At 34.5% G+C, this 6,774-nt stretch carries 6 protein-coding genes; all 6 read left to right on the top strand.

Annotation, left to right across the window (positions count from 1 at the left end; all coding sequences use genetic code 11):
• Positions 1-428: 428 nt before the first annotated feature.
• The 6 genes from GSA01S_RS02485 to GSA01S_RS02460 all read left to right on the top strand — a co-directional run bounded on the left by GSA01S_RS02485 (position 429) and on the right by GSA01S_RS02460 (position 6,378).
• Positions 429-1,004, top strand: coding sequence for a TetR/AcrR family transcriptional regulator (locus tag GSA01S_RS02485; RefSeq protein WP_169792663.1), 576 nt, complete (start codon positions 429-431; stop codon positions 1,002-1,004).
• Positions 1,001-2,068: a DUF2871 family protein gene (locus GSA01S_RS11040; RefSeq protein ID WP_066124513.1), complete on the top strand. Its 1,068-nt coding sequence runs from the start codon at positions 1,001-1,003 to the stop codon at positions 2,066-2,068. Before GSA01S_RS02485 ends, GSA01S_RS11040 begins: the two co-directional genes overlap by 4 nt.
• Positions 2,069-2,419: 351 nt before the next feature.
• Positions 2,420-3,355: an FAD:protein FMN transferase gene (locus GSA01S_RS02475; RefSeq protein ID WP_066124510.1), complete on the top strand. Its 936-nt coding sequence runs from the start codon at positions 2,420-2,422 to the stop codon at positions 3,353-3,355.
• Positions 3,356-3,517: 162 nt separating this feature from the next.
• On the top strand, positions 3,518-4,177 hold the full coding sequence (locus GSA01S_RS02470) for a Crp/Fnr family transcriptional regulator (RefSeq protein ID WP_066124508.1): 660 nt from the start codon (positions 3,518-3,520) through the stop codon (positions 4,175-4,177).
• Positions 4,178-4,479: 302 nt separating this feature from the next.
• Positions 4,480-5,082 (top strand): NADPH-dependent FMN reductase, encoded by a 603-nt coding sequence (locus tag GSA01S_RS02465; protein ID WP_066124506.1) that lies wholly within the window; start codon positions 4,480-4,482, stop codon positions 5,080-5,082.
• An 18-nt stretch (positions 5,083-5,100) separates the two neighbouring features.
• Positions 5,101-6,378 (top strand): NAD(P)H-dependent oxidoreductase, encoded by a 1,278-nt coding sequence (locus tag GSA01S_RS02460; protein ID WP_066124504.1) that lies wholly within the window; start codon positions 5,101-5,103, stop codon positions 6,376-6,378.
• Positions 6,379-6,774 lie beyond the last annotated feature (396 nt).

Raw genomic sequence — 6,774 nt, 5'->3', positions numbered from 1 at the left:
TTCTGGTCCACTCCCTAGTTGATTGAGTGTTGCGCTGGTTTAATAAGTGCGTTCTAGTCTAATCTCGGCCTTTCCGATTATCTTAATACGTACTGGTCATTGTGGTAGTGCTATGGTCTCCTAATATTCTTCATTAGGGTGCACATAAGTTTAAAAATTCCGTTTGAATCTAATTTTTTATTTTATAGCGCAGTGGTTGAATGAAATCAAACTGCGTCTAAAAGTCTTGTTTGATACCGATTCTCATTCCATTTTAAGGCGAGTTCATCAGGGACTTTTATTAAGAATAATTCGTTCCTTTAGGCCATTTTCATTTAGCACTTCGGTCGGTAGTCTTGATTATTCTTGACAATGTGACACGGTGTCACTTATAATAAATTTAAGCAGAGTGACACGGTGTCATTTTCTTAGAAAGTGAGGTGATGGTGGTGCCGAAAGCAACATTTTATAATTTGTCAGCGGACAAACAAGCTAAAATTTTGGCAGTTTTGAAGACTGAATTTTCGACCAAGCCTTTTAATGAGATCACGGTGAAGACAATTGTTGATCACTTGGGTATGGCACGGGGAAGCTTTTATCAATATTTTGAGGATTTAGAAGATAGTTATTTTTATGTGCTTGATCAAGAGACTGAGGATATTCATTTAAAATTTTTAGAGTGTCTTACAGATCAAGCGGGCGATCTTCATGAGGCATTGCAGAATTTTGGTCAGGCAATGAGTCAGTTTGTATTCGACCAGGATAAGTACGATTTGTATTATTATCGCTACTTACATTGGACAGATGCTTTATCGAGGGACTGGCATCAAAAGAAACGTTCATATTACCAATCTTTCTATGCGAAATTAAATGAGCTAGACTTGGATTTAGAAGTGATGCAATATGTAAAAGTAGTCGTTCATGGATTGATTGAACGTATTTTTCGGGATAATTTATCTCAGGAACAGTTTCTATCAATATATCAACAACAAATGGAATGGATTGAAAAGGGGATTAAAGAATGAATTTTGGAGAGAGTATATTTGATATCGCTTATTTAATAATAGTAGTAGCCTTAGGTGTTAGGTTATTATTAGAAAATAAAGCGGGTGCCAAATTATTTGGTTTGATGGCTATTATTTTAGGGGTAGGGGATAGTTTTCATTTACTCCCTCGAGTTATTTCACATTTGAGTCCAGGGGGATTTGAAGCTCATACTGCTGCGTTATCTTGGGGACAGTTTGTGACGAGTATTACGATGACGGTGTTTTATGTGCTCTATTATTATTTCTACCGTCGTCAAAGTGGTGATGATTCCACAACTAAAATGTGGCTAGTTTACGGATTAGCAGCCTTAAGAGTTGTGTTGGTCGCTTTACCGCAAAATCAATGGGGAACGGCTGAAGGCAATTATTTATTTGGTATTTTACGAAATATTCCGTTCTTAATTTTAGGTATCTTACTTGTTTATTGGTCTTATCAACAACGGGATAAAGAGGGCCTTAAACAAATGTGGCTACTGATTTTATTAAGTTTTGCTTTTTATTTACCAGTAGTTTTATTGAGTGATAGTATTCCAGCAATTGGTGCCTTAATGTTACCGAAGACGATTTGTTATTTACTAATTGTGGTTGCAGGTTATCGTTACTTTAAAGGAAGTTTTAAAGCGCAAGATGTTTTAGGAATGTCTTTTACATTTTTAGTAATGGGATTAGTTGCCGGTGTCTTTTATCGCGAGTTTACTAAATTGAATAATTTTGTCGGTGATACACGCTTAAGTGTGTTACATACGCACACATTAGTACTTGGATTTGTAGTATTATTAGTCATTTATCTACTAATTAGAAATTACTCCTTGGATCGTGTATTAGGTCTTAAAAAATCTTATTTAATCTATGTTAGCGGGCTAACCTTTACTTTAGTCATGATGGTTTTCATTGGCATCTATCAAATTACCGCTCAAGGACAAGACTTAATTAACATTAAAGCAATCGAAGGAATGTCTGGTTTAGGTCACATTATTTTAGCAGCCGGTATGACGAAATTACTGGTGAAAATATATCGCTTAGAAAATACTAAAGTTAAATAATCTTACAGGTTTTGCCCTTGTTTTGTCCCCTTGGGGATTAGCTCATGCCTTTCAATAGGTAATGGGCTTTTTTTATTTGCATTAGGGTTACAATTTTTTTAAGCGTAGCGTCTTTTAATGTGGATAAAAATCAAGATTATTTTTTTACAATCATCTCCATCTATCAAGCGCAAGCATTTTCAATCGAACTCTATGTATGATTAGTAAATATCCATTTGTTTTCTACACAATTAAATGTTTTGAGTCCTACTTTTTAGTATTAATAATGATATTGATTAAACTTCACTTGAGAAAACGCTTATAAAACTCTACAATAGACTTAGTTGATTATGTAAAAGTTAGGAGCATACTATGAAATTCAGCAGTAGAAAAATCCGTTTAATGGGAACTATCATAGAAATAAAAATTTTACATTATGATGCTGAACCGATTTTGGATGAAGCGGAGTCATTATTACACCAATATAATATGCGTTTTAGTGCCAATGATAGTCGTTCCGAGTTGATGCAGATTAACTTAAATGCCGGTGTGAGACCGGTTATGGTTCATTCCGAATTATTTGAGCTAATTGAATTAGGTTTATCACATAGTTTGGCTCCTGGAAGTCATTTGAATATCTTGATGGGACCAGTGGTTCAATTATGGCGTATTGGCTTTGATGATGCGCAATTACCGACCGATACAGAGATTATGAAGCAATTAGCTTTGACCAATCCAAAAAAGGTTCAGTTAAATAATATGGATAATTCGGTCTTTCTAATGGAACCTGGTATGAAAATCGATTTAGGAGCCATTGCGAAGGGGTATATTGCCGATAAAGTCTGTGCGATGTTAAAGGCTCGAGGAGTTATGTCAGGTTTTATCAATTTAGGAGGGAATGTCTTAACCTTTGGCCCAGCAGTGCATCAAGCGGATCAATTATGGGTGATTGGAATTCAAAATCCTCAGAAAGTTCGTGGCGAACATATTGCGATCTTAAAAATAGCAGAAGAGTCCGTTGTAACATCAGGAGTTTATGAACGGGTGCTTGAATTGAATGGTCAGCGGTACCATCATATTTTTGATCCCAAGACAGGGTATCCGATGGCAACTAATATTGACAGTATTACAATTGTTTCTAAAAAATCGGTGGATTGTGAGATTTGGACGACGCGATTATTTGGGAAAGATATTCAAGCAATTATGACCGAAGTAGCACGGCATCCTGAAATAGAGGTGATTGTGGTTACTAAGGAAAATGAAGTCTTTTGTTCAAAAGGGTTACACAATCGCCTAGTTTATCTATAATTAGAAATTTTATAATCGACTTTCAAGATGGATAGATAGTAGCAACGCTATTCAACTTAATTGTTTATAGTGACCAAATTCGATAAAACAACAACTAAGTCTTGAAAATCGAAAGGAGGTTTTAGTATCATTACAACTAAGTGTTTAACAGAACATCATTGTATGCTGCAAGTCCCAATCTTTAATCATTTAGAATCAGACTCGTTAGCGCTGATTCACCAAAAGATTCATGCTGTTGAGTTTAAAAAGGGCGAGTATTTGTTCCGTGCTGAGGAACCTACTAATACTTTATACATTATTCAAAGTGGCGCTGTTCGTTTGTTTCATCTTTTAGAATCTGGAAAGGAACAACTAATTCGAATTTTGAAACCGGGTGATTTTATTGGAGAATGGAGCTTGTTTTCACAAGATAGCCAATATGAAGACTATGCATATGCTTTGGTTGATACCAAGGTATGTCAACTTTATGCTAATGATTTTAAAGAGGTCCTTCTAAGTTATCCTGCTGTATCGTTAAAAATTTTGGAAGAAATGTCACGTCGTCTACAAGCTTCAGAAAAGATGACCTCACGTGTAGCGAATGAGTCTGTTGGTATGCGACTGGTCAACTATTTATTAGGGCAGCTCCCCGGTCAATCATCTGATGCTAATCTTATCAACTTGGAACTATCAAGAAAAGAATTAGCCGCTTTTTTGGGGACGACGCCTGAAACTATTAGTCGAAAATTTAAAGAATTGGAATCTTTAAATATCATTAAATCTTTATCACCAAGAAAGATTAAAATTATTAATTTCGACGACTTACTGCAATATGCAGATTAGTAGCGTGATACTTTACTAAGTGATTACGAAAATCTGATGTTTTGCACTAAAAAAGTTAGGTTTTCCTTTGTGATGTTTTTATTTTATTGGTAAAATAAAATTAGTTCAGAGATGGAGAATATTTCAAAATACTAAGTAAAATGTTAGTGAGTTTATAATATCGCCCCCAAAGTTTGGATCATCAGATTTTTAATAGTTGATGTGCTTTCTTCTTGGAATGTCTTTATTAAAAATTACAAACTTAGGTATTGTTAGATTTTAGCTAGAGGAATCAAAAATTAATAAAATGAGGTGTATAAAAAGTGAAACTGATTGGAATTGTTGGAACGAATTCAATTAAGTCTACTAATAGACAATTATTGGAATTTATTCAGAAAAAATTTAGCGATAAAGCAGAAATTGAATTAATTGAGATTTATGAATTTCCAGTTTTTAATAAACCTGTTGATAAAACTGTGCCGGAAGCAGTACAAAAAGCAGCTGATAAAATTGAAGTAGCTGATGGTGTCATTATTTCGACACCGGAGTATGATCATTCTTGTCCTGCTGTTTTGATGAATGCAATTGCTTGGTTGTCTTATGGTATTTATCCATTACTAAATAAGCCTATAATGATTACTGGAGCGTCTTATGGGACATTAGGATCTTCAAGAGCTCAAAGTCAATTAAGACAAATATTAGATGCCCCTGAAGTAAAAGCACGTGTGCTACCAAGTTCAGAATTTTTATTAGGGAATTCTCTTCAAGCTTTTGATGAAGAAGGGAATTTGAAAGACGAGAAGTTAGTAAAAGATCTTGAACAAATTTTTGCAGATTTTACACTATTTATCGAATTTACTGCACAATTAGTTGAAGCTAAAAAGTCAATGGAGGAACAAGTTAAAAACTTTTCTTGGGAAAAATAAGTAAAGGAGTGATGTTAAGTGAAATTAATTGGAATTGTAGGTTCAAATGCCGAAATATCTTATAACCGTAAGTTATTACAATTTATACAGAAAGAATTTAAAGATTTATTCGAGTTAGAATTATTGGAAATAAAAGATGTTCCGATGTTTAATCAAGATTTTGATCAGTCAGATGGTTTTGCTGTTCAGTATATTTATAATAAATTAATTCGTTGCGATGGTGTGATTATTGCGACACCTGAACATAACCATACAATCCCAGCTGCTTTAAAAAGTACCTTAGAGTGGTTATCTTTTAAATTACATCCATTCAAAAATAAACCGGTTATGGTAATGGGGGCTTCATATTTGGAGCAAGGTACTTCACGTGCCCAAGTACATTTACGAAAAATTTTAGATGCACCAGGTGTTCAGGCATATGTTTTACCGGGTAATGAGTTCTTGTTAGGTAAAGCAAAAGAAGCATTTGATGATATGGGAAATATTAAAAGTGCTGGAACAGTTTCTTTTTTAAGAACATGTTTGGAAAATTTTGTCAAATATATTGAGGTTATTAAACCTTTACAAGAACCACTTCCGACAAAACCAGAAGATTTATTTTGTACTAATCCAATCGAAACAACTATCACTGAAGTAGACCCTGATGATCCTGAGTGGGTGGAGAAAGCCGCTGAAGTAGTTGGGGCAGCAGAAGGAAATGATTATGTTCGTTTAGACCATGGGGTACTAACGGTTAATCAATTAGACCGATTCTTGCGAGCTTTACCATTTGAAGTTACATTTGCGGATGAAAATAATCAATTCTTGTACTATAATCATGCCCAAAATGCTAATACAATGATGGCGCCGCGTATACCGTCTCAATCAGGAAGTCGTTTAGGAACTGTTCATCCTCCGCGTACATATAAAAATGTGGAATACTTAATTGCGAATTTACGCGCCGGTAATCAAGACTACTTTAGAACTATTGTTCCGGGAACAAGCAAAGATATTATCAATGTGCATCATTATGAAGCCATGCATCATGCTGATGGATCGTATGCTGGCATTAATGAAGTTGTCTTTAATTTTAAACCGTGGTTAGACTGGTATTTAAATGTAACGGGACAAAAATTAGTCAGTGGAACAGGTGAATTGGCGACATCAGTCGATGCAACGAGTGGAGCCTCATCTAAGGGTCATACAGATGTCAGTCCTGAAGCAGATGCAACGAGTGGTGCTTCTGCTCAAGAAGCTAAACCAGCCAAAACAACTATCAAATCAGTCGATGCATCCAGTGGTGCTTCAGAAAAATAGATGAAACATTGTATAGAGATATTAGTCAATCAATCAAAAGTTAACTTAATTGGTTGTCGATGACTCTCTCATAGATTAAAGGTGATTTAATAAGTCCAAGGAATTCTTTATCAATGATTCCTTGGACTTTTAAACTATTTTCAAACCTTAAAGAAAGTTATATAATCTCTCCTTAAAGTAGACAGGTGGAAAGACACGCTACTTTAGGGAGAGATTTTTGTATCAATTATAAATTCACGTCTACAATTCATAGGAGATAATAAGGATGAACTAATAAAATGAATTTGATTTTTTTCATTTGTTTTTTACTGATTGAACATAATAATGAACAAAACTTGATGTAGGTCAATTTTTTAAATCAAATATTGATATATACTTTGTTTGTAAGGAGGTAAA

Origin of the sequence: Globicatella sanguinis NBRC 15551 (assembly GCF_001552295.1) — a bacterium.
Taxonomy (GTDB): Bacteria; Bacillota; Bacilli; order Lactobacillales; family Aerococcaceae; genus Globicatella; species Globicatella sanguinis.
This window is presented reverse-complemented; position numbering and strand designations above follow the sequence as displayed.

What these genes read in the sequence shown, in the direction of transcription:
- GSA01S_RS02470 (WP_066124508.1), top strand. Translation starts at nt 3,518, where the DNA reads ATGCTGCAAGTCCCAATCTTTAATCATTTAGAATCAGACTCGTTAGCG.
- GSA01S_RS02475 (WP_066124510.1), top strand. Translation starts at nt 2,420, where the DNA reads ATGAAATTCAGCAGTAGAAAAATCCGTTTAATGGGAACTATCATAGAA.
- GSA01S_RS11040 (WP_066124513.1), top strand. Translation starts at nt 1,001, where the DNA reads ATGAATTTTGGAGAGAGTATATTTGATATCGCTTATTTAATAATAGTA.